The sequence below is a fragment of the Arthrobacter sp. CAN_C5 genome, assembly GCF_017875735.1.
Lineage (GTDB): Bacteria > Actinomycetota > Actinomycetes > Actinomycetales > Micrococcaceae > Arthrobacter_D.
Genome location: NZ_JAGGMZ010000001.1, coordinates 2,922,792 through 2,945,394 on the forward strand (window position 1 = coordinate 2,922,792; position 22,603 = coordinate 2,945,394).

14 protein-coding genes are annotated in these 22,603 nt (G+C 66.8%); 1 reads left to right on the forward strand and 13 read right to left on the reverse strand.

From position 1 onward, the window contains the following. Window positions 1–7: 7 nt before the first annotated feature. Both H4V95_RS13745 and H4V95_RS13750 read right to left on the reverse strand, forming a co-directional pair. On the reverse strand, window positions 8–1,198 hold the full coding sequence (locus H4V95_RS13745) for a cation:proton antiporter (protein ID WP_196867283.1): 1,191 nt from the start codon (window positions 1,196–1,198) through the stop codon (window positions 8–10). A 7-nt stretch (window positions 1,199–1,205) separates the two neighbouring features. Next, window positions 1,206–1,688, reverse strand: coding sequence for a cation:proton antiporter regulatory subunit (locus tag H4V95_RS13750; protein WP_196867282.1), 483 nt, complete (start codon window positions 1,686–1,688; stop codon window positions 1,206–1,208). 154 nt (window positions 1,689–1,842) lie between these two features. On the opposite strand from H4V95_RS13750, the gene map reads away from it, so the two are divergent. Then, a complete protein-coding gene (gene map / locus H4V95_RS13755) occupies window positions 1,843–2,613 on the forward strand; it encodes a type I methionyl aminopeptidase (protein ID WP_196867281.1) in 771 nt (256 codons plus the stop codon). 68 nt (window positions 2,614–2,681) lie between these two features. Here the strand turns inward: map and H4V95_RS13760 are convergent, their stop codons facing one another. From H4V95_RS13760 to H4V95_RS13810, 11 genes are all read right to left on the reverse strand, one after another. Next, window positions 2,682–6,308 carry a hypothetical protein gene (locus H4V95_RS13760; RefSeq protein WP_209730875.1) on the reverse strand — a complete coding sequence of 1,209 codons (3,627 nt, stop codon included), beginning with the start codon at window positions 6,306–6,308 and terminating at the stop codon, window positions 2,682–2,684. Beyond that, on the reverse strand, window positions 6,305–13,123 hold the full coding sequence (locus H4V95_RS13765) for a hypothetical protein (protein WP_209730876.1): 6,819 nt from the start codon (window positions 13,121–13,123) through the stop codon (window positions 6,305–6,307). Before H4V95_RS13765 ends, H4V95_RS13760 begins: the two co-directional genes overlap by 4 nt. A gap of 147 nt (window positions 13,124–13,270) precedes the next feature. Next, window positions 13,271–14,344 (reverse strand): FAD-binding oxidoreductase, encoded by a 1,074-nt coding sequence (locus tag H4V95_RS13770; RefSeq protein WP_196867278.1) that lies wholly within the window; start codon window positions 14,342–14,344, stop codon window positions 13,271–13,273. Window positions 14,345–14,364: 20 nt separating this feature from the next. Beyond that, on the reverse strand, window positions 14,365–15,561 hold the full coding sequence (locus H4V95_RS13775) for a glycine C-acetyltransferase (protein WP_196867277.1): 1,197 nt from the start codon (window positions 15,559–15,561) through the stop codon (window positions 14,365–14,367). A gap of 11 nt (window positions 15,562–15,572) precedes the next feature. After that, window positions 15,573–16,616 (reverse strand): L-threonine 3-dehydrogenase, encoded by a 1,044-nt coding sequence (tdh, locus tag H4V95_RS13780; RefSeq protein ID WP_196867276.1) that lies wholly within the window; start codon window positions 16,614–16,616, stop codon window positions 15,573–15,575. 124 nt (window positions 16,617–16,740) lie between these two features. Beyond that, entirely contained in the window at window positions 16,741–17,493 is a 753-nt protein-coding gene (locus H4V95_RS13785; RefSeq protein ID WP_196867275.1) for a hypothetical protein, read from the reverse strand. Between the two features lies 1 nt (window position 17,494). Further along, window positions 17,495–18,448, reverse strand: a complete 954-nt coding sequence (locus H4V95_RS13790) for an aminoglycoside phosphotransferase family protein (protein ID WP_209730877.1) — start codon at window positions 18,446–18,448, stop codon at window positions 17,495–17,497. Window positions 18,449–18,550: 102 nt separating this feature from the next. Then, window positions 18,551–20,065, reverse strand: coding sequence for an Asp-tRNA(Asn)/Glu-tRNA(Gln) amidotransferase subunit GatB (gatB, locus tag H4V95_RS13795; protein ID WP_245345711.1), 1,515 nt, complete (start codon window positions 20,063–20,065; stop codon window positions 18,551–18,553). Continuing rightward, window positions 20,065–21,636, reverse strand: a complete 1,572-nt coding sequence (gatA, locus tag H4V95_RS13800) for an Asp-tRNA(Asn)/Glu-tRNA(Gln) amidotransferase subunit GatA (RefSeq protein ID WP_196867273.1) — start codon at window positions 21,634–21,636, stop codon at window positions 20,065–20,067. Before gatA ends, gatB begins: the two co-directional genes overlap by 1 nt. Window positions 21,637–21,638: 2 nt before the next feature. Next, window positions 21,639–21,935 (reverse strand): Asp-tRNA(Asn)/Glu-tRNA(Gln) amidotransferase subunit GatC, encoded by a 297-nt coding sequence (gene gatC / locus H4V95_RS13805; RefSeq protein ID WP_171586331.1) that lies wholly within the window; start codon window positions 21,933–21,935, stop codon window positions 21,639–21,641. A 77-nt stretch (window positions 21,936–22,012) separates the two neighbouring features. After that, a complete protein-coding gene (locus H4V95_RS13810) occupies window positions 22,013–22,603 on the reverse strand; it encodes a DUF1349 domain-containing protein (RefSeq protein ID WP_196867272.1) in 591 nt (196 codons plus the stop codon).

Below are 22,603 nucleotides of genomic sequence, written 5' to 3' on the forward strand. Positions count from 1 at the left end.
ACACCGGTTAGGTGGCCGGTAACGGGTCCGGCCGGGGCCTGCGCTGCAGCCGACCCATCACCGGTTCGACCAGGCGGGCAGCAATCGGTCCGAGGACCGCTGTCAGGAGCACATAGGCGGTAGCCAGGGCAGCCAGCTCGCCGGTGATCGCCCCCGACGCGACGGCCAGGCCGGCGATCACGATCGAGAACTCACCGCGGGCGATCAGGACGACGCCGGCCCGTGCCCGCCCCAGCCGTCCCACGCCGTGCTGGCGGGCCGCCCACCAGCCGGTGGCAATCTTGGTGATCGACGTGATGAGCACCAGGAGGATCGCGATCCCCAGCACCGGGGGGATGGTTGCCGGATCGGTGTTGAGACCGAACACCACAAAGAAGATCGCGGCGAACAGGTCGCGCAGTGGTTCGAGGAGCCGGGTGGCGTTCGTCGCGGTGGCCCCCGAGATGGCGATTCCGAGGAGGAAAGCCCCCACGGCCGCCGATACCTGCATCGCTGCCGCGACGCCAGCCACCAGGAGTGCCGAACCGAGCACCGTGAGAAGGAAGACCTCGCGGTCCTTGCTGTCCACAATCGCCGAAACCACGTTCCCGAACCGCAGGGCGATAATGAGCACCACCGTGACCACCACCAGCGAGATTCCGACCGCCTGCATCCCGCCGGCGAAGCTGGCGCCGGCGAGGACTGTGGTCAGGATGGGCAGGTACACGGCCATGGCGAGGTCTTCGAACACCAGCAGGGACAGGATGACCGGGGTTTCCCGGTTGCCCAGCCGCCCCAGGTCGGTCAGCACCTTCGCCACAATTCCCGACGACGAAATGTAGGTGACGCCGCCCATCACCATGGCACCCACCGGGCCCCAGCCGAGGAGCAGCGCCACTACGGCGCCGGGGGTGAAGTTCAGGACAATGTCCAGGACCCCGGCGAGCCAGGATTGCCGGAGACCGGTGACCAGTTCCTTGGCCGTGTACTCGAGGCCGAGCATGAGCAGCAGCAGGATCACGCCGATCTCGCTGGCGATCTCGCTGAACTCGTTCAGCCCATCCAGTTCGATGAAACCGCCGTGACCGAAGAAGAGGCCACCGAGAAGGTAGAGCGGGATGGGTGAGAGGCCGATCCGTCCGGCCAGCCGTGCCAGGATGCCGAGGCAGAAGAACACGGCCCCCAGTTCGATCAGCGTCAGCGCACTACCGGCCTCCAAGCCGGAATCAGCCGCCGCCGAGGATTTCGGCGGCCGCTTCCAGGCCCTCCGACGTTCCGACGGCGACCAGCAGGTCCCCGTCCTTCAAAACGAAATCGGGGGTTGGCGACGGCTCGACCTTGCCGTCGCGCAGCGCCGCCACCACTGATGCGCCGGTGCGGGTTCTCATCCGGGTATCGCCGAGGCGGTAACCCTCGAAGGGTGAACCGCGGGTGATAAGGAATTGCCGGGTGTTCACCCCCGGTAGATCACGGTGCTCCTCGGTCAACTGGGCCACCAGTTGGTGGGCGCCGAGCAGGTTGCCGAGGGTTGCTGATTCGTCGGCCGTGAGCGGGATGGACACCAGACAGGCATCCGGGTCGTCCTGTCGGGAGATAATGAGCGCGGTCTCGCCGTCGCGCTGTGTGACTGTTCCGATGCGGCGCCCCGACGACGTCACAATCTCCTTGCGTATACCGATTCCTGGTAGCGGCGTTTTGTCGACCTTCATGGCTTAATCCTAGACCTTGTCCGCGACATTCCACCCGCAGGGAGTGCCGAGTGATGACCGGCCCGATCCGCCCAGAGAGCGGGCCGGTTGCCCTGAGTCTCCACTTACCGGGATAGTGGGTGGGTGCATGAGCATTGCGTAGGAAAGGCGCCGAATGATTGAGATCCTGAGCCCCAGCGAACTGACCCGAGCCAGGGACACCGGTGCCCTGGTAGGCGAGATTCTGCAGACGATGAAAAGCCGCGCCACGGTCGGCACCAATCTGCTGGACATCGACGCGTGGACAAAGACGATGATCGCCGACGCCGGGGCACAGTCCTGCTACGTGGATTACGCACCCTCCTTTGGAAGCGGCCCGTTCGGGCACTACATCTGCACGGCAGTCAATGACGCGGTGCTGCACGGCCTCCCCCACGACTACGCACTCGCCGACGGGGACCTGCTCACGCTCGACCTGGCGGTCTCCAAACGTGGAGTCGCAGCGGACTCGGCAATCAGTTTCATCGTGGGTGACTCGCGCCCCGCAGAAAGCGTCGCCATGATCAGCACTACCGAAAAGGCCCTGCGTGCGGGGATCGCCGCGGCCGGCCCCGGCGCGCGCATCGGCGACCTCTCGTATGCCATCGGGACGGTGCTCAGCGACGCCGGATACCCCATCAACACCGAGTTCGGTGGCCATGGCATCGGGTCGACCATGCACCAGGACCCCCACATCCCGAACACCGGGCGGCCGGGTCGCGGCTACGTGTTGCGCCCCGGACTACTGCTCGCACTTGAGCCCTGGATCATGGCGGACACCGCCACCCTGGTGACCGACGCCGATGGATGGACGCTTCGCAGCGCCACCGGCTGCCGGACCGCGCACAGCGAGCACACGATCGCCATCACCGAGGATGGGGCCGAGATTCTCACTCTTCCCCGCTGACGGCGCGAACCGCTGACAATTGTGCACGTGAGGGTGCGGTGCAGGTGCTGACGCCACTAGCGGTGTACCTAGCGGCGCACCGGCCGCCGCAGCGCGATGGTTTGCTCAGCGCTTCGGCCATCCGGGGAGCCCAGCCCGACGGTGATCCGCTCCGGGACCGCAGGGCTGTACACCCAGTATTCGCCAGCCCGCCCTGGATACCGCCCCACGAGGGTCCTCGTGGAGGCTGTTGTCGGGTTGGCCACCGGCACATCTTCCAGAAACATGTCAATCACCACCGGCCGGGGCCGCCGGCCCGGGAACGGAGTGATCACCCGGGGCTGCAGGGTCACGCGCAGCCGGAAGGAACCGGCGGGAGTGGCAACCGGTGGCGTGTTGCTCGTCCACTCGGCGAGCGCGCCTGCGAGGGGTTGACGGCGGGCAAGGGCTAGCCCGGTCACCTCCGGCGCAGGGAGCAGTGCCCCTGGTGGGACGGTCACCGTTTCGGTGGTGGTCCGGCCGAGGGGGTCGGTGATTGTCACACTCACCTCGACGGTATCCCCTGGATCGTCGCGACGGAGAAGTGCCCGATAGCCGGTTCCGGCACCGCCTACGCCCTCGATCCGCCAGAATCCCGACCCTGTCGCTGGCTCCACCTCTGTTACCAGGCCAAGCTGCTCGGACGAGTTGATCAGCGTAGCGCCTGGCGGGACGGTTGCGGACACGGTGATCCGGTGGGTGCCGAGCGGACTGCGGGTGGCCGGTGCGCGGCTGGTCCAGCTGACCACGGCCTCCCCCGCACCCGCTGGGCCGGGTAAGAGATCGAGGGTGGAGAGGTCAGGGGGGCCGGCTGGGGGAACCACCACCCACGCGGCCGAGCTGGCGTCCGAACGGTCCCCGAGGACGCCCCGTGACGGGTCGTCACTGCTCCAGGCTGTCGCCCGGTACCAGACGCGTTTCCAGGAACCGGTGGGGACGTCGAAGCCATCAAGGGTCCGGATTCCTCCGCCGGGTGCCGGTCCCGGGCCGACTGTCCACCCGGGGGTGCCCGCCGACACAGCCGCCACGGGCGGCCCCATGGTCCCGAGTGTTGCGACCGCCTCGTCCACGCGGACCCGGTGCAGTTCCACCCGGGTCACCGGTGCGCCGTCGCGAGCGCCCACCAGCACCCGCGTCTTGTAGATTCCTCCCTCCTGCAGCGCATGGAGTTCGAGGGTTGGCGGTGCCGGCCGCGACCGGCGCGGGATGGCATAGGCAAACCACTGGTCGGCGGCACTGGAGCCGGACGGCCAGGGCGCCTCGATCTGGCCGGCACTGACCCCAATGACCACGAAGACGTGGATGTCCGTGGTACCGCGAGGCAGGGTCACATCGGACGAGGTCCCGGTGATCAGGGTGGAGTTCCGGCGGGTGAACGCTCGCCGGGACGGGTCGGCGTTGAACACGCCCTTCATCGCCTCGAGCCGCTCGGACAGAGTGGTTTCCAGGTCCGCTGGGGGCAGTCCCGCGGTCTGCCCCAGTTTGGTTTCAGTGGACTCGTAGATTGCGTAGCCGGCGACCGATCCGGCAGCCGACCAGGAGAGCCGCGCGTGTGATTCCCCATTGGCGTCCGGGAGGCTACCCAGTGCAACCGTGGGGAGGCTGTCCATGATGACCACCGGAGGGCGGGGATCGGAGGTCGTGACGACACTGGGATCGGCGGGCCAGTCCCCCCACCGGTGCGGTGCAACACGTTCCCGCCCAACGGCCCAGAGTGCCAGCCCAATGTGCCCCGACGCATCGAAGTCCAGGGTGAAACCGGGAACGCGCAGCCGGTAACGCCGTTCCCGCTCCCCCTGCCCGGCGGGGCCCATTGGCACCACTGCGTCGCCCGCCAGATTAAGACCTGTCAGCGGCACCCCGGCGTGCTGAGCCTGGTCCCCGGTGAACTCGACGTCGACAAATGCTCCCCCACCACCCAGGCTGCGCTGCATCCTGGCGGGCACCGAGGTATCGGGCGGCTTCGCGCCGTGCAGCGGGGCGGCGAACAGTCTGCCGGCAAACCTGATGGTCTGTGGCCCTCTGGCTGAGAAATCCCACAGGAACTCAACCTCCAGTTGCCCGGAAACTGGGCTTCCTGCCGTCGGGCTGCCGACTGCCGTCAGTGCGGCGCTGACAATTCTTACGGCGTCAACTGCCGGTTGACTGACTGCGGCGCTGGCAGACCGCCACTTGCTCCACAGCCCGTAGAGATCCTGGTGTGCCACCGAGTAGGTCGGTGAGATGCTGCCCGGATCGGGTGGGATCGGAATCTCACGGTCCACTGCCGAGATCTTGTGAGGTGCCGGATCACCCTCCACCTGGGCATCGTTGATCACTCCCGGCAGCCACCCGCCGCCGATCCGAGGAGGGAGCAGCGACGACGCCGCGAGGTCCCCAGGTCGGGACAGCCGGGCGAAGGCGTAACTGCGGGGGCGGGCCAGCGGGGTGACCGGTGGTCGCTCCCACCCCGTGCGCAGGGAGGTCCGCCAGGGTAGGTCCCTGGCTGCCGGGCGCAGATACCCCATTTTCTGGACCGTCTGGCCGGCCGGAGCCAGGGGTGCGATTCCCGGCTGCGGCGAGGGAATCACCGCCGCGTAGGTGCGTTCGGCCGACTGCCCATCGAGCCCTTTTTCGTAGGTGGCGGTCACCAGGAAGTCGTAGCCGTTGCGCTCGCCGTGATCGTCCTTCGGGAGGTCATCGGGCCCGTACGCGGTACCCATGCCCAGCGCCAACGCGGCATAGGGATCGGTTCCGGCGGCGAGCAGGGTCATCCCCCAGGGTGAGACCAGGGAGGTGGTGGGATCGCCCGGCGCGGTGCCGCCACTTGAGTTGGCGGGCGGCGGCATGGTCACGGCGATGGTTCGCCCCGCGTGGTCCCGCGGCGGGTGGGAGTTGGAAATGACCGCGAGGTGGTGCACCAGCGAGTCGTTCGCGTCAGCGATGACAGCTCTGAAGTCAGGCTCCTGCCACCCCGGCGCGGTGATTCCGGCAGCCAGTTGCGGGTCCCAGCCCGACGACGGCGCGCCCCGCTCCAGCCGCTGCTCCGCGGCGGTGACGGGGTCGGTGAGCGCTGGCACGGAGCCGGATCCGTCGACCAGCATGCCCTGCAGGTGGCTGCCGTAGGACGTCCCCGTCCACCGTGCACCGTCAACAGGGAGTCCCACCTGCTCCAGCTCCTCCCAGCCCATCCCCTCGTCATACTGCGACAGGTCGGTGCCCAGGAGAGATTCGATGCTGATGCCCGGGTCTACCAGCAGGCCGTCCATGGCACTGGCGCCGATCCGGACCGTTCCAGCACCGGGTTCAAAACGTCTGACAGCCACGGCTCCGGAGGTGCTGGGCCAGCCGGCAAAGGCGTAGATGTAGCCGGCGCTGCCCCCCAGGGACAGCGCCACTGTCACCAGCCGGGCTCCGGGCCAGGTCACCAAGGTGCGCCCACCGAGCGAGGGGATGACAACTGTGCGAAAGTCCAGGTCGGTGAATTCCGACCGCATTGTGGCCCGGCGCCACACGCTGAAGGGTCGGCTGGGAATGCCGATCTCCTGATTCGGCAGCCACCGCAGCTGCACGTTCGCCGGTCTGACCTTCAGGGTGCGCGAATACTCCTTGAGCCCGCCGATAGCGCGGGCGTGCACTGCCCAATTGATGGCGACGCCCTCGGCTTGGAACCGGCGTGGGTTGAATACGTAGCTCATGATCGGTCGGTCTCTTCCCACGGTGCGGTGGTGAGCAATAGGTCGGCGACGGAATAGGCAATGTCGGCGGCGGTTGGCCCGTCGAGATACGTCTCCGGTTGAGCCAGACGGTCAAGAACCAGGCTTAGCCGCTTGCCCCGGGATCCCGGTTTGAGGGAGATCAGTGCCCGCTGGCCTCCGGGCGCCTGGACAATCCGGTCCACGATGGCGTCAGGGCTGGCTCCTTCTGCGAGTTCCAGCCACCTGCGTTGCACCATCGTGTAACGGCGGTTCCCTGCTACCGCCGAATCCACCTCTTCGACCGCCACCGCCCGGCTTCGCCACATGGGCTCTGATGCATCGAGCAGCACGGCTGCCGGCTGTGGGATTGAGCCAGCGGCGGCCGCCGTTTCCCAGAACACCACAATCTGGCCCGATCTGGGCACTCCCATCGGCTCCAGCCCCGCCAGGGAAAGCGCCTGATCCAGTTCGGCGCCCTCCGGCGGGCGGGCAGCGAAGGAAGCGGCGACGTTCTGGAGCGCGCCCGGCGCGGCGTACCGGTGCGCAATCCTGGCGTCGGCAAAGGATCCGCTGAACTCGTCGACGGTGGTAAACGCTCCGGTGCTGAAGGACCGTCGCCAGATCACCTCCCCCTGCGCGCCGTCCGGCGACGTCAGATCGGCGATTTCCACATCCATGATGTAGTCGGTGTAGCTCTCGAGTTCAACTCCTACTGTCACCACCGAGTGCCTCACCCGCTCCTCGTCCACCGGGATGCAGCTGCCCGTCAATACCCCGGCGAGCGCCTGCTCCCAGGGTGAGAGGACCGCCGCCGCGACGAGGTCCGGGTTGGTGTCTGCTCCGGGTGTCCAGGGAAGCAACACGAGGGGGTGGGCAAAGCCGGGCTTCGCCTGGATAGGCCGGAAGGCGGAGGAGCGAAGCCGTACCTGGAGCCGCTTGCCATAGGCGGCAAACATCCTGACCACGTTGGTGGTCCCGAAAATGATCCTGATCGGTTCCCCGGTGGGGAAGTGCTGTTCACCTTCCTGGGGGGTACTGCCGAGAATCCAGGGGTCGAGCCGGCGGGGCGGGAGGTTGTCGGTCCTGAAGAAGAACTCCTGCGGGGAGCTGGGCACGTCGGCTGCCGGCCCGTCGGATCCGTCCGGGAGCACCGGCCGTGCCTGCACCGAGTAGCCGACAGTGGCGCGGTAGACGGTAGCGGGGTGAAGCAGGGCGTGGTCGTCCGTGTCTCCACCGAGCACATTGGCGATGGCGCCCTGCCGCGAGCCACGGTCTCTCTGGTCCCAGTCGTACCGCAGGTACTCGGCGAAGGTGGTCAGTTCGGTGCCGGCCACGTAGTAGCCGCGCACGTCGAGGCGTTCATTGATTGCCTCCTCCGGAGGCATCCCGATCTGGACGTGGTCGGCAGCCTCATCGCCTTTCACATCGACGAGGACACCGAGGTAGCCCAGACGGGCCATGGCGGTGGCCTGCTGACGGAGCAGAAACGCATCACGGGACCAGGGGCCGGCAACATCGGTCCACCGCGGTGGAAGGCTGGTGGCTGCGGGGGTGACGGGTTCCCTGGACAGCTCGTTTTCGTCGGCGTCGTACGTGCAGACCACCAGCCCTCCCTCAAGCAACTCCCTGCGCACCAGCAGGAACAGCACTGCTTGCGCGAAAGGGCCTGTGTGCAGGACGACGGCATTGTCGAGGGGGCCCGGCTGGAATCCTGTTGCTTTCCACCCCTCGTGAATGTCCTGTTTCCGCTCATCGTCCCCGTGGTGCATCGGTTCCCGGGCGTCATAGACGGGTGCGGCGAGCGCCCGGGAAGAGCACTTCGCACGGCCCTGCTCGATGGGAACGCCATCCAACAGTTGCGCCCGGTGGACGGTAAGATCCGGATCCGGCTTGGTGATCAGATCGCCCCAGTCGATCCGGGGCAGCACCGTGTCCTCCGGTTCCTTCCCGCCGATCGCGGCGAGGACCGGGTTCTCGCCGTCGTCGGTACCTGCCGGGATCGAAGCGGTCCGGTGAGGATCGCCGCCCTCGGGGCAGGAGACGGCCAGGCCCTCCACCTGGGCCGGAACGACGGCGAGCAGGCTATCCACCGAGAAGTCGCCCGAGCGCCAGCGCTCGGTGACGGACAGCTGCGTGGCGGGGGGTGTCGAACGATGGCTGCCCGGCGGGTCGGGCCACGGCGTCCCGGCAAGATGCCAACCGGCGTCGGACGGCCCCAGGGGTTCGCCCAGGAAAGTGAACAGAACCGACGTCGGCGGTGCAAGGGGGTCGCAGATGGTCCCCCAGCTGTCCGTGACTGACTCTTCGAGGGTGTACCCGGTTTCGACGGCCTTGGGGGTCCCTTCGGGGAGCCAGCTCAGCAGGGCAAGCTGCGCCGACAACGCGGTGTCGCCGCTCTTTTGCGCCCACCACGTGGCGGGCGTCGATCCGTCGGTGAACCCGCCCGGCAACACGCCACCGTCGTCGGGGTCCACCGCGTCCAGCGTGACCGAGGTAAGGGTGAACTTGTAGGAGGCAGACCCCTTCTTGACCCACCCGCCGGGTGCAACCCCGGTACTGCCTGCCAGCACCTCGCCCTTGAACCGCGTCGCTGGGTCGGGTACCGGCGGCAGGTTCATCATCAGCACGGGAATAGCGTCCAGGGGCACTCCCATTCCCGGGTTCAGGTCCGCGAGTGACTCTGCGGCGTCAGCCAGGCCACTGTCGATGGGTTTGTCGACGCCGGAGCCCTGGACCAGCGCGGGCGATCTGCCGACGAGTTTGAGCATTTCGACAAGGGGTGGTGGCGGCGGGGTCTGGATCACCGTTTCGCCGAGTTCGAAGGTGACGCAGCCCTGTACCGAGAAGAACAGGAACTTCACCCGGCCGCAGATCTCACCGCTGATGCGGGACACCTTGGCCGGGTTGCCGCCGATCATCTTCTCCCCTACGAAGACCTCAAGCTTGGCCCACGCGCTCACCTCGATGATGAAGAGGTGAAGGCTTCCCCTGACGTACAGGATGCCGGCAAGGCAGAACGGGTCGAAGCCCACGACGGCGTCGAAGCCTGCGGCGAGTTCTGCGTAGAGACCGCTGCTGCGGTCTCCCCATTCGAAGGAAACATGAAGGCCGGTGCCGATGGAGAAACCGTAGACCTCCGGCAGGTTCTCCAGGGCGAGTCCGTTGCCGGAAATCATCAGGTACCCTGTGCCGTCGAAGACTTCCAGAATGTTGGCGTGGATGGGGCTGCTTTGCCGCCCGAGGTACAGGTGCCAGTCCGCAACATCGGTGAAGTTGAAGAAGGCTTCCACTGGGATGTGGAGTTCCAGCAGTGGGGAGATACTAAAGTCGATGGAGATCCCGATGGTGAGGGTCCCACGCCCCATGTCGAGGTCGATCACAGCGAGGAAGACACCCTCCGCGTTGCCGCCGAGGGCTGGCATGACAGCCAGGAGCTTCGCCTTCATGATCAGCAACAGCCGCGGACCGGGTAGCTCCAGCATGATCAGACCCTTGAGGTTGAAGATCACGCTGCTGCCCATGGTGCCGAGGATCGCGCCGACCCCGAATGCCCAGGCGTTTACCTCAGGCTTCCAGAACTCCACGTTCAGGGGGTTGCCCCCGGTGGCCCGGAGCCAGGCCAGCGCGGGAGCCATGTTCGAGGTGTCGATACCGGTCATGTCGCGGGAGTAGTTCATGGCGAACAGCCCCATGAACCCGTAGATCCCGATGCCGCTCTGCCCCAGCGGGATGGCGACCGGGAACTCCACCTCAAGGGTCACGATCACCCCTGTCGCTGGTCCACCCTCCTCAACGCTGATGTTGGCCACGCCCACTCCGGCCGCGATCCGCACCGATACCGGGACAAGTGTCAGGTCCAGCTGCCCTTTGACTTCGGTCTGGCTCAGCTCGAGATACCCTTTTCCGGCCAGGGCGCCTGGAATGTCGATGGAGGCTCCGAAGGCGGTGATGGCGAAGGTGAATGGTTCGAAAGCGACGCGCAGCCGGGCGCGATCAATGCTGACGACACCCAGGTCGACGGCAAAGCCCAGGTCGATCTCGAAGATCAGTGGATTGTTGCGGGCCACCCGGGCGCCGAGTACCTGGAGGAGCTCGCCAAGCGGTTCGGCGATGTTGAGACCGCCGGGACCCGACACGTCGATCGAGTAGCCCTTGGAGGCGTCGAACACGGGGCGGAACTGGAACGGTTGCCCTGCGAGGCCGTCGCCCAATCTGATTCCGACGGCCTTGTAACGAACGGTCAGCGGGGCTTCCCTGGTGATGGTCACGAGGTCGAAGATGTTCATGGAGATGGCAGCTTCGATGTCGAAGAGCACCACCAGTTCGTTGGCTCCCGGGACAGCGTTCAGGAGGACTTCGCCACCATGCCACACCACCCGTTCGGTCTTGACGATCCGCGTGGCAGCGATTGCTGCCGGAATGCCGAGCATCGCTGCTGTAACGCCCATCTGGGCGATCCCGCCCTCGTTGGCGACGGCCCCGGCGGTTTCAGACAGCAGCGGCATCAAGACAACTGTTGCACCGAAGAAGTCCAGCCCGAATTCCGGGTCCTGCAGCGGTTCCCCGGGGCGGATCCCCCACAGGTACAGGCCGTCGGTGTCTTCGGGGTGCGCCCCGTACTGGGCGGTGATCTTCACCGAGCCGACAGCCTCATCGATTTCGATCAGGAAACGGATCCTGATGATGCCGTCTGCGGGATTCCGGCCGATGGCCCGGGCGGCGCTCAGCTCCTCGCGTCCCGGAGTCATTTCACCGGCGAGCCGGTTCTCGGCCGGTGTCTGGATGTCGAACTCGCCAAACACTTCACAGGAGACGAAGGTGTTCCTGACAATCCTGACTACCGTCCCGAGCTTCCGGAACCACGAGGGCGGGTTGGTCCTGGTGCCGGAGTCGGAATCGGGAGTGGTCAGGTCGGTGCCTGGCCCCGTGGTTTCCTCGCGCCACAGTTCGGCGGTGACCAGCGTGTCCCCGGTGGTGACCGGTGGCCAGGTTGCCTCTGCCTTCCAGAAGGTCCGTCGGACGTTGAGGGCTGGCCCCTGACTGGTCCACCCCGCCATGTCGGCGGACGCGGTAATCGAGGGGTTCCGGCCGGCGAGGGCTGGCTCCTGGCACAGTCGTTCAATCCGTAGCTGCAGTGCGTCGGCACGGCGGCGGGCGAGGCGTTCGTTGTACTGGCGCACGGTGGGGGTATCGGCGCCCTCGAAACTGGCGTACCCCCTGATGGTGACGGGGTGGCCGGTGGGAAGCGCGGCGAGAAGTGGTCGGAGTGTGTCGTCAGTGTCGGTGCCCGCCGTCCAGGGTGTGGTGGCTCCGGCATTGGGCGCAGGAGCGGATCGGCTTTGTGCCGAGGCTTCAGCACCGGGGTCGGGGGTGTCGAAACGATAGTAGGCGGTGGCGTTTCCGACAGTGCTTGAGCCGGGCAACCGTGCCTGCACCGCGAAGCGCTGCCCGGGTCCAACCGGGACGGACAGCGTGGGTCCTGTTGTGGGGGTTCCACCGTTGACTCGCCATTCGATGGTGGCCGCAGCTGCTGTGTCCACGTCGAGGGCAAGGACGACTGTCGTCGTCGTGCCCGCCGCAGTCTCGGAGTCGATCCGCAACCGTGGCGACGCGGCGGGTACCGAGCCGGTAGTGGTGCCGAGGGTGCGCAGCCGTGCGTTGGTGCCGCCGCCCGGCACCGAGGCGAGGGCCGACGTCGTCAGCGTGAGGGTGGCCGTCTGTGGGGTGCCGCTTCCATCCCTGACGGTAATGACAATGCGCTGGCTGGCGTCCGCCGAGAGATCAATGTCGGCGACCCTGCCCGTCGCCTGCGCGACGTCGTCGATGGAGATGGTGAACGTGAAGGGCGCCAGTCCGCCGTCGACGTCGGCGACCATCCGGGTCAGCGGTGGCAGGGTGACCGTGCGGGTATCTCCTGTACCCTCCGGTGAGTAGCAGCGCCCGGCCGCGTCGTAGAAGCGTGCGCCGAGTCTGAGCGCACCGGCCCCCTGGTAGGCGACGGTCAGGTCGAAGTCGCCGGACACACCTGAGGTCTCCCCGAATCCAATGAGGAGATTCCTGGCGCCTGCGTCAACGCAGAGATCTCGGGCACCGTTCGGGGCGACGAAGAGTCGGATTTCCGGCAGGTAAAGGCCCTGCCATTCGGCGCCGAGGTTGAGGAGGTCAAGGACAGCGGGAGGCGTGGCATCGCCTGAGAGGTCCAGCAGGCCGGAGCGGAACCCGAACCCCACGACGTCCGTGGATCCGATGAACGCAAACGGGGGCTGCATGGTCACGAAAGCAGCGATCGCTGGGTCGTCGGTTCCCGTGTTACCCAGACCGAGGAATTTGGCGTCGGTGGCGCCGGCTGCGCCGAAGATCTGGAACTCGACATCCGGCAGGGTGAAGGTGACCTCAGGGTTCTGCGGGTCGGGGACCAACTCCCCCGGGCTGGCATGTCGGGCGCCCCTGAGGAAGGGAGCTTTCAGCACGATGTTGCTCAAGCTCAGGTCCAGGGTGAAATCCTCGCCGTCGAGCCCGGGGACCTGCAGTTCAAAAGCGAGGGTGGTGTTGCGGACGTCAATCCAGGAGTTCTCCCCGAAGGCGTCCTCTCCCCCGGCGGTTGCGGCGGGTGTCCAGACCAGCCGTTTACTGACGACGTCGACGCCGAGTCTCAGCCCCGCGGCGAAGGACACCGTTCCGGTGACGGTAATGCCGCCGGGATTGGAGGGGTTCTGCGCATCGTCGACGGTGAATTCGTCGAGGGCGTCACCGAAATCGCCGAGATCTGTGCCATCCCCCAACAGGGGGGTGAGCGTATCGAGTAGTGAAGGCATTGCGTCAACTCCTCAGCGGCTGTCCAAGCACGTCAGAATGAGACGAGTATGGACCCGCAGAAGAAACCCGACAACCGCAACCGGCGGGAATTTTCTTCGGGGCCTGAGGTGTCCGGTGCCGGGCTTCCCGGTGTGGGGCTTCCTGGTTTAGCGGGTGGGGCGCAGAGCATCCACAAGGGGTGAGGTGGTTCCCGCCTCGCCCAGGATCAGCCTGGCCGCCAACTCGGCGATTCCCGACGACGTCTGAAACCCGTAACCGCCCTGGCCAGCTAGCCAGAAGAACCCTTCTGCCTCCGGGTCGAACCCGACCACTGGCAGCCCTGCTTTGGAGGAGGTGCGGAGCCCGGTCCAGGCCCGGTCGATGGAGGTAATCCCCAGGGTGGTTGCCTCGTTGAGTTTCTGCAGGAGTGCGTCCAGGTCGGCGGGGACGGGCTGGGCATCAACGGGTGGGCTCGGCACTGATTCGCACGGCGAGATCAACAGGCCGGCTCCTTCGCGGCGGAAGTAGAAACTGTCGTCGGCCGCCGCGACCATCGGTGTCCCGGGGGCCAGCTCGTGGGTCAGCTGCGCGACGGCGGCGGTCCGGCGATAGGGGCGCAATCCCTGGATCTCGACTCCCGAGACCACAGCGAGTTCGTCGGCCCACGCGCCCGCCGCGTTCACGACCACCGTTGCGTGGATGGCGTGGGGACCGGCGCCGACGCTCCAGCCGTTGCCCATCCGCTGGGCGGAGTGGACTTTGGCGCCGGTCAGGATCGTCGTACCAGCGTCGAGCGCGGTGCGCCGGTGGAAATCGATCAGGGCTTCGGCATCCAGGCCCACCGAGGTGGTGTCGATGCCTGCGGCAGCGAAGCTCTCCGGGCGGAGGTGGGGGCACAGGGCCAGCGCCTCATCCTGGCTGATGGCGGTCATCGCGCCGCTGGAGCGGTCGGCGACGTCCTGCTGCGACCCGACCAGCATGAAGCTGCGCGGGGTCAGAAAGTGCTGCTGGTGTTCCTCTTCAACGACCCGCAGCAGATCCAGGGTGCGGCTGGTCAGCTGTTGCACTTCTGGGGGCCCATAGCTGGGAATGAGCTGCCGGGCCGACCGGGATGAGGCGTGATAGGCAAGATTCTGCTCCGCCTCCACCAGCACGACGGTGCAGCGTCCCGCCAGCTGCGAGGCGAGGGACAGCCCGGCGATGCCGCCGCCCACAATCAGAACATCAGCGTTGAGTGCCATAGCAGCAGCCTACCCGGGCACTAGGCGGCGACGTCGTCGCGGGCGCCGATGAAGGCCTGCACGCAGGCCTCAATGTCCTCGGCGCTGTGGGCGGCGGAGAGCTGGACCCGGATTCGGGCGGCGCCGCGGGGCACCACCGGGAAGCTGAAGGCAGTGACAAACACGCCGCGCGCCAGCATGGCGTCAGCTGCCTTGGCTGCCTGGGCCGCGTCGCCGAACATCACCGGGATGATCGCGTGCTCGCCGTCGAGCAGTTCGAAGCCTTCCTCGGTCATCCGGCGCCGGAAGAGGGCCGAGTTTTCCTCAAGCTGTGCCCGCAGATCGGCACTGTTTTGAACCAGGTCCAGTGCGGTCAGGGTGGCGGCGACGATCGAGGGCGCCAGCGAGTTGGAGAACAGGTACGGCCGCGCCCGCTGCCGCAGCAGTGCCACAATCTCTGCGTGCGCTGCGACGTAGCCGCCCGAGGCGCCGCCCAACGCCTTGCCGAACGTTCCGGTGTAGATGTCCACCCGGCTGGAGACGCCGGCGTGCTCGGGGGTTCCGGCCCCGGTCTCCCCCATGAAGCCGACAGCGTGGGAGTCATCAACCATCACCATGGCGCCATACTGGTCGGCGAGGTCGCAGATGGCTTCCAGCGGGGCGAGGTAGCCGTCCATGGAGAACACGCCGTCGGTGACGATCAGGGTGCGGCGCGCGCCCGCGGCTTCCTTCAGCTTTGCTTCCAGATCAGCCATGTCGCGGTTCGCGTACCGGTACCGCTGGGCCTTGGACAGGCGGATCCCGTCGATGATGGAGGCGTGGTTCAACGCGTCGGAAATCACGGCGTCCTCGGCGGTCAGCAGGGATTCGAAGACTCCGCCGTTGGCATCGAAGCAGGAGGAGAAAAGGATGGTGTCCTCGGTGCCCAGGAACCGGGACACCCGCGCCTCCAGTTCCAGGTGGAGGTCCTGGGTGCCGCAGATGAACCGTACCGAGGCCATGCCGAACCCGCGCTCGTCGAGCGCCTGTTTGGCGGCGGCGATGATGTCGGGGTGGTCGGCGAGCCCCAGATAATTGTTGGCGCAGAAGTTCAGCACCCGCTGCGGGGCGCCCTCGAGGGTGGCCGCCTCGATGTGGTTGGACTGCGGAGAGGAAATCCGCCGTTCGTTCTTGAACAGGCCCGCGCTGCGGATGCCGTCCAGTTCCTCGGTCAGCTGTTCCTGAATGCTCGTGTACATCGCGTTGCTCCTTAGAATCCGGTCCAGTCGAGGACCACTTTGCCGCTGGCCCCGTTGCGTGCGGTGTTAAAGCCTTGCTGCCACGCGGAGGCGGGCAGAATGTCGGTGACGACGCTCGAGATGGCCTGCTGCAGGACGGGGTTGGATTGCAGCATGGCGCTCATGGCGTACCAGGTTTCGAACATCTCACGCCCGTAGATGCCCTTCAGCGTGAGCATGTGGGTGACCACCTTGGCCCAGTCGATGGTGATGTCCGCCGAGGGGAGGCCAAGCATGGCGATGCGGCCGCCATGGTTCATGTTGTCGATCATTTCGGGTAGCGCGGTGGGATGGCCCGACATTTCCATCCCGACGTCGAATCCCTCCCGCATTCCGAGCTGGCGCTGGGCGTCGGCGATCCGGGTGGTGGCTACGTTGACGGCAAGGTCGGCACCCACTGCTAGGGCCAGGTCCAGCCGCGGCTGAAACACGTCGGTGACGGCGATGTAGCGGGCTCCGGCGTGGCGGGCGACGGCCGCGGCCATCAGCCCGATGGGTCCCGCGCCGGTGATCAGCACATCCTCGCCCACCAAGGGGAAGCTCAATGCGGTGTGTACGGCGTTGCCGAAGGGGTCGAACACGGCGCCCAGTTCGGGGGTGATGCCGGCGGGGTGGACCCAGACGTTTGGTTCGGGAATCACCACGAACTCGGCGAAGGCACCGTCGCGCTGCACCCCGACGCTCGCGGTCCGGATACACATCTGGCGTCGGCCGGCACGGCAGTTGCGGCAGGTGCCGCAGACAATGTGACCCTCGCCGGAGACCCTGTCCCCCACCTTGACGTCCCGCACCCCGGAGCCGAGCTCAACCACTTCGCCGTAGAACTCGTGGCCGGGAATGAGTGGTGCGCTGATGGTGCTGGCCGCCCACTGGTCCCAGGACTCGATGTGGAGGTCGGTGCCACAGATCCCGGTGGTCATCACGCGGATCTTGACTTCACCAAGTCCCGGTGTGGGTTCGGGACGGTCGATCAGCTCGAAGCCGGGCTGCGGACCGGACTTGTAAAGCGCCTTCACTGAGGGGTATTCCTTCCACCGGCACGCGGGTCCAGCGTGGTACGCCCTGGCGCGTGCAGTTCATCTCAAGTGGTGCTGTGGCACCCTCGTCAGCGTATCAGCCGGGGTGCGTCTGCTCCGGGGATCAGGCCTCGTCCTGCAGGGCCACGCACATCACCGAAGCGTCGTCTGCGGCCTCGCCAATCTCCAGCTGGGTGATGCGCAATGTCAGCATCAGCTCCTGCGCGCCCTCGGGGGTGCTGACCGCATCAAGGAACGCTTCCGGGCTCACCACCAGGCCAAGGTCGACTGCCCGCCAGGCGCCGTCGGACGCCAGCGCGACCGTGTGGGCGTTCCCCACCCGGACCAGACTGGCCCGCTCGGCGGCTTCGGGTTCCCGCCGGGCCACCCAGATACCCTGTTCGGTGTTCCGCTCCCGTCTCGCCTGTTCATGCTCGGCGCGGGTGCCGGTAGGCTCGCTGATCGGCGTGCCAACGTGCAGGATGCTACCGTCGTCGCGGCGGGCCACGACATGACAGTCGGCGAGACTGAGGACCTGCACGCCTCCGTCGTCGTCGGCCGTGACGAGTGAAACGGCCGCGCTGGGGAAAAAGTGGGATCGGCTGCCCACCAGCCGTTGCCCCAGTTCGTCAACGGTGGCCAGCGCCGCCGCAAGGACAGCACGGGGGTCGGTGGGTCCGGCGTGTTCGGCCAGCGCGAGGTTCAGGACCTGTGCATACCAGGATGGGTTCGAGGCGCCGGGGAGGTCTATTTCTTCCAGGAGTGAGGTGGCGCCGTCGACCATCCAGGCGGCGTTGCCCCGGTATCCGCAGGCGTCCTCCATGACGTGGTTATCGCCCTCGGTCTGGACGCGGGACAGGTGGGTCCAGTGCGACATGTCAGCGTGCACCCCCTGCGAGCCGGGTCCCATGGTCAACGAGCACGGAGTGCAGGACCTGCTGGCCCATTGTCTGGAACGCGGCGTCGTCATCGGAGTGCGCGGCCATCGCCGCGCCGATGCACAGCGCCCAGCCCCGGGCCCGCTGCCAAGTGGCGTCCGAGGTGGGACGAGCGGCGTTGATCCGGTTCTGGAACACGCGGCGGCCGTACCGGTCGAAGACCAGCCACGCGGCGGCCAGATCGGTGGCGGGATCACCGCTGCCCAGGTCGCCGAAGTCCAAGACTGCCGCCAGCTTCTTGTCCGGCCCCAACACCAGATTCGCGGCGTGCAGGTCGCCGTGGAGCCAGAGGGCAGTGCCGTCCCAGGCCGGTGAGTCGCGCAGCTCCCGCCACAGGTCGAGGAGGTCTGCGGTGGGCAGTTCAAGGGCGGCAAGGCGCTGCTGGAGGGCGCTGTCCCGGTCGCCGAGCGCACCGCCGCGCACAGGATTGCGGGGAGCATCCTCCGGAGCTGGCTGCTGAAAGGCCAGCACGAAGTCGGCAAGGTCCTCCGCCGCCGGGGTGCGGTCCCCCAGCGGAATTTGCGTCCCGACAGCGCCCTCAACCCACGTCGTGATACTCCAGTGCCAGGGGTACGACGACGACGGCTCCCCCACCCGTACCGGCGTCGACGCGAAGCGCAGGGGTGATTCGGGCGGCTGGGCGCCGGGGTCGGCGCCGGGCTGGTCGGACAACAACCGTGGCAGCCACGCCTGCTCGTTCCTGGCCAGCTGGGCGGCGGCCTCGCGGCGGGGCAGCCTGACCGAGAGGTCGCTCCCCAGCCGGAAAATGACGTTATCCCAGCCTTCGGCGACGGCGTTCAGGGGCAGCTCGGCGAGGTCCGGATGCTGCTCCCCCAGGAGCTCCCGGACCAGGTCAGCGGTAATCAGCACCTCGGCGGCCGGCCTATTCGCCACGAGGGTCCTTTCTGGTGAGAAGCGGTGAGCAACCTGGACATTCGAGAGGAAAATGTTGACCCAAATTGTCCAGGTTGCTCACCCCAAGGAGGGTAAGGGCCGTTAGCCCTCGACGCCGAGGCGCTGCAGGATCAGCTCCCGCACCCGGCCGGCGTCGGCCTGGCCACGGGTTGCCTTCATGACGCCGCCGACGATTGCCCCGACAGCCTGCACCTTGCCGCCGCGGATCTTGTCCGCAACGTCCGGCTGGGCGGCCAGCGCCGCGTCGATAGCCTCGAGCAGCGGTCCGTCGTCGGAAACAACTGCCAGCCCGCGGGCCTCCACCACTTCGGTGGGGGTGCCCTCACCGGCGAGGACACCGTCGAGCACCTCACGGGAGAGCTTGTCGTTGATCTTGCCCGACTCGATCAGCGAGTTCAGCTCGACGATCAGCTCGGGGGTGACACCCAGCTCGGACGGCTCGACATCGGCCACCTTCGCACGACGGGAAATCTCGCCCATCCACCACTTGCGGGCGACGGCTGGCTTGACCCCGGCGGCGATAGTGTCCTCGATCGAGGACATCACGCCGGCGTTGACGACGTCGCGGAACTCAGCGTCGGAGTAGCCCCAGTCCTGCTGCAGCCGCTTGCGGCGTTCAGCCGGCGGCTCGGGCAGTTCGGCGCGGAGCCGCTCAATCCACTCCTCGGTGGTGACGATGGGAACCAGATCGGGTTCCGGGAAGTAGCGGTAGTCGTCGGCATCGGACTTGGGGCGGCCCGACGTCGTCGACCGCGTGTCCTCGTGCCAGTGACGGGTTTCCTGGGTGATCGGGGTTCCCGAGTCGAGCACCGCGGCGTGGCGCTGGATCTCGTACCGGACAGCGTGCTCGACGGCGCGCAGCGAGTTGACGTTCTTCGTCTCGGTGCGGGTGCCGAACTTCTCCTGCCCTTTGGGCTTGAGGGAGACGTTGGCGTCGCAACGGACGTTGCCGCGCTCCATCTTCGCGTCGGATACGCCCAGGTTTTTCACGATCTCGCGGATCGCTGCGACGTAGGCCTTGGCGAGCTCGGGGGCACGGGCACCGGCACCGACGATCGGCTTCGTGACGATTTCGACCAACGGAACACCGGCACGGTTGTAGTCCACGAGGGAGAACTCGGCGCCCTGTATCCGGCCGGTGGAGCCACCCATGTGGGTGAGCTTTCCGGCGTCCTCTTCCATGTGGGCGCGCTCGATCTCGACCGTGAACACCGTGCCGTCGGCCAGCTCAATGTCGATGGAGCCGTCGTAAGCGATCGGGTCATCGTACTGGGAGGTCTGGAAGTTCTTCGGGGTGTCCGGGTAGAAATAGTTCTTCCGGGCGAAATAGCACTTTTCGGCGATTTTGCAGCCCAGAGCCAGCCCAATCTTGATGGAGGACTCAACGGCCACCCGGTTCACCACCGGCAGGACGCCGGGCAGGCCAAGGTCCACCGGGGTGACATTGGTGTTGGGGGTGTCTCCGAACGCGTTGGGCGCGGAGGAGAACATCTTGGTCTGCGTGTTCAGCTCCACGTGGACCTCGAACCCCAGCACCGGATCGTACTTCTCAAGTGCTTCCTCGAATGAGAGCACTTCTTCGGTTGCGATAACCATCAGTTGGTTCCTCCTACAGTGCTGGTCTCCACGCGGTCGGCTGCGCCGCCGGGCTGCAAAGCGTCAGGCCTCAGGACAGGTGCGCGGTCCAGCAGGGGGCCGCCCCAGCTGGCTTCGAGCAGCGATTCGAGCACCGCTCCCACCCGGTACAACCGGGCATCCTGGCGGGCCGGAGCCAGCAACTGGATGCCAACGGGAAGGCCGTCCTCGTCGGCAAGGCCGCCGGGCAGCGACAGCCCCGGTACGCCTGCCATGTTGGCGGGGATGGTTGCGACGTCGTTCAGGTACATGGCCAGCGGATCGTTGAGCTTCTCACCCAGTTTAAAGGCGGTGGTGGGCGACGTCGGGGAAATCAGGACGTCGGCCTGCTTGAACGCGTTGTCGAAGTCCCTCTGGATCAGGGTACGGACCTTCTGCGCTGATCCGTAGTAGGCGTCGTAGTAGCCGGCGCTCAGTGCGTAGGTGCCCAGGATGATGCGGCGTTTCACTTCGTCGCCAAACCCGGCGGCACGGGTGGCTCCCATGACGCGCTCAATGGTGGGCGCACCGTCGGGCACTACCCGCAGACCAAACCGGACGCCGTCGTACTTGGCCAGGTTCGAGGATGCCTCGGAGGGCATGATCAGGTAGTAAGCGCCCAGGGCGTATTCGAAGTTGGGGCAGGAAACCTCAACGATTTCGGCCCCTGCACCGCGCAGCAGCTCCAGCGACTCCTGGAACCGGGTCAGGACGCCGGCCTGGTAGCCCTCGCCCTGCAGTTCCTTGATAACACCGATGCGCATGCCTTCGACGTTGCCCAGACGGGCAGCCTCGACCAGCGCGCCGAGGGGGTCGGTGAGCGACGTGGAGTCATTGGGGTCGTGGCCGCCGATGACCTCGTGGAGCAGCGCGGAGTCCAGGACGGTCCGCGAAACGGGGCCGATCTGGTCCAGCGACGACGCCATCGCGATGGCGCCGTAACGGGAAACTCCACCGTAGGTGGGCTTCACGCCGACGGTGCCGGTGACGGCGCCGGGCTGGCGGATGGAGCCGCCGGTGTCGGTGCCGAGGGCGAGAGGTGCTTCGAAGGCGGCGACGGCGGCAGCCGAGCCACCGCCCGATCCGCCGGGGATCCGGTCCAGGTCCCATGGGTTGCGGGTGGGTCCGTAGGCGGAGTGTTCGGTGGAGGAGCCCATGGCGAACTCGTCGAGGTTGGTCTTGCCCAGGATCGGCATTCCGGCCGCGCGGAGGCGGCGGATCACCGTCGCGTCATAGGGGCTGTGCCAGCCCTCGAGGATCCTGGAACCGGCAGTGGTCGGCTGGCCCTTCGTAACGATCAGATCCTTGACGGCGATCGGGACGCCGGCCAGCGCGTGGAGTTCCTCAGAGTTAGCGCGGGATTTGTCTACCCCAGCCGCGACGGCGAGTGCCTCATCGGTATTGACGTGCAGGAAGGCGTGGACGCCGTCGTCGCCGCCGTCGACGTGGGCGATCCGGTCGAGGTGGGCCTGGGTGGCTTCGACCGCTGAGATTTCTCGGGAGGCGAGTTTCTGGGCGAGCGCTGCAGCGCTCAGCCGAATCAGTTCAGTCATGGCTATTCCCCGTCCAGGATTGCTGGGACCTTGAAGCGTCCGTCGGCGTTGTCGGGGGCGCCGGAGAGGGCTTCCTCGTTGGTGAGGGTCTCGCCGACCACGTCCTCGCGGTACACGTTGCTCAGCGGGATGGGGTGGCTGGTGGTGGGAATGTCGTCGCCTGCCACCTCGCTCACCCGCTTGATCGAGTCGACAATTACTGCCAGCTCACCGGTCATCCGGTCCAGCTCTTCGGCGCTCATATCGATGTGGGCCAGCCGCGCCAGGTGCGCAACGTCCTCACGGTTGATCTCAGCCATAAATCTCCCATGGTCAATGAATTGGTGTTTGGCTCAAGTCTACGTGCGGTGTGAGCAGCGGCCGATTCGGCGGGGCGTTACGATTCCCCAGCGTGAAGCGCGGTGTCAGCGTCTGTCGTACGCCAGCCAAGGAAGTGGACCACCAGTCCGGGCCGGGTTGGAGCACAACAAAACGGTCCCGCCTCCAGGATCCCATCGGTTGCGAACGGCGCAACGCGGACCAGCCTCCAGGGTTCCTCGTCGACCCTGGCTCGGATAGTCACCGCTCCGGGGGCCAAACTGGCGCGCACCGTCACGATCCGCCCGGCCCATCCCGGAACCGGTGATAGTGACCAGTCGGATTCGCCGCGGGTGACTACTGCGCCCAGACCCGGCTCACCATCACTGCATTCGACCCCGGCCTTGATCCAGTTCTTGTCATCTGTTTTGAGGAAGACACCGGCCTGGTCGAATTGCGCGGGGAAGTCGAGGCGGAAGGCCACCTCGACTGCTTCGCCCACACTTACTGGCCGGAGCAGTGCGTGTTCGGTGTCATGAATGAAGCCGTACGAGGTTGTCCGCCATGCATCGCTGCCCTCCTTAGCGGTCACGAATAGTCCCTCATCGGAGGTGCGCACATTCTCTGGCTCTGTTGTCCAGCGTCCCTCGGACCACGCGACAGTTCTCAT